Source organism: Mesorhizobium sp. M8A.F.Ca.ET.207.01.1.1 (assembly GCF_004794715.1).
Classification (GTDB): Bacteria; Pseudomonadota; Alphaproteobacteria; order Rhizobiales; family Rhizobiaceae; genus Mesorhizobium.
In genome coordinates, this window is the sequence record NZ_SRUS01000114.1 from 1 (window position 1) to 422 (window position 422).

The window sequence follows — 422 nt, forward strand, 5'->3', positions numbered from 1 at the left end:
GCCTGTGACTCGCGCACCACGTCGCTGAACCACCAGAACAGGGTCAGCACCAGCATCGCGATGCCGACGTAGAACGTCCAGCGCCCCCAGCCGGCATCGTTGAGCCAGCTGGCCACGCCCACCATGGTCACCATCATCGCGATGGACCCCACGAAAGGCCATTTGCTCTGGCCCGGGACGAAGTACACGTTGGCGTCGGTCGGTGTCTGGGCCATGTCGGTATCCGGGTCAGGGTGCGGCGTGCGCGCCGTCCGAGGTGGCGGCCGGGGCCAGCCGATCGGACAACGCGTCGTTGCGGTAGAAGGTGTAGGACAAGGTGATCGTCTTGATCTCTGGCGGGAGGTCCGGATCGACGATGAAACGCACCGGCATGTCGCGCTTCTCGCCGGCCTGCAGCGTCTGCGCGGTGAAACAGAAACATT

General features: G+C 64.9%; 2 protein-coding genes. Both read right to left on the bottom strand.

The window, feature by feature from the left end:
* A partial coding sequence (locus tag EN850_RS33720; protein ID WP_189591282.1) for a cytochrome c oxidase subunit 3 occupies positions 1-215 on the bottom strand: 215 nt, incomplete at its 3' end.
* 13 nt (positions 216-228) lie between these two features.
* Positions 229-422, bottom strand: a 194-nt coding sequence (locus EN850_RS33725; protein WP_189591284.1) for a cytochrome c oxidase assembly protein, incomplete at its 5' end; no start/stop codon positions are given.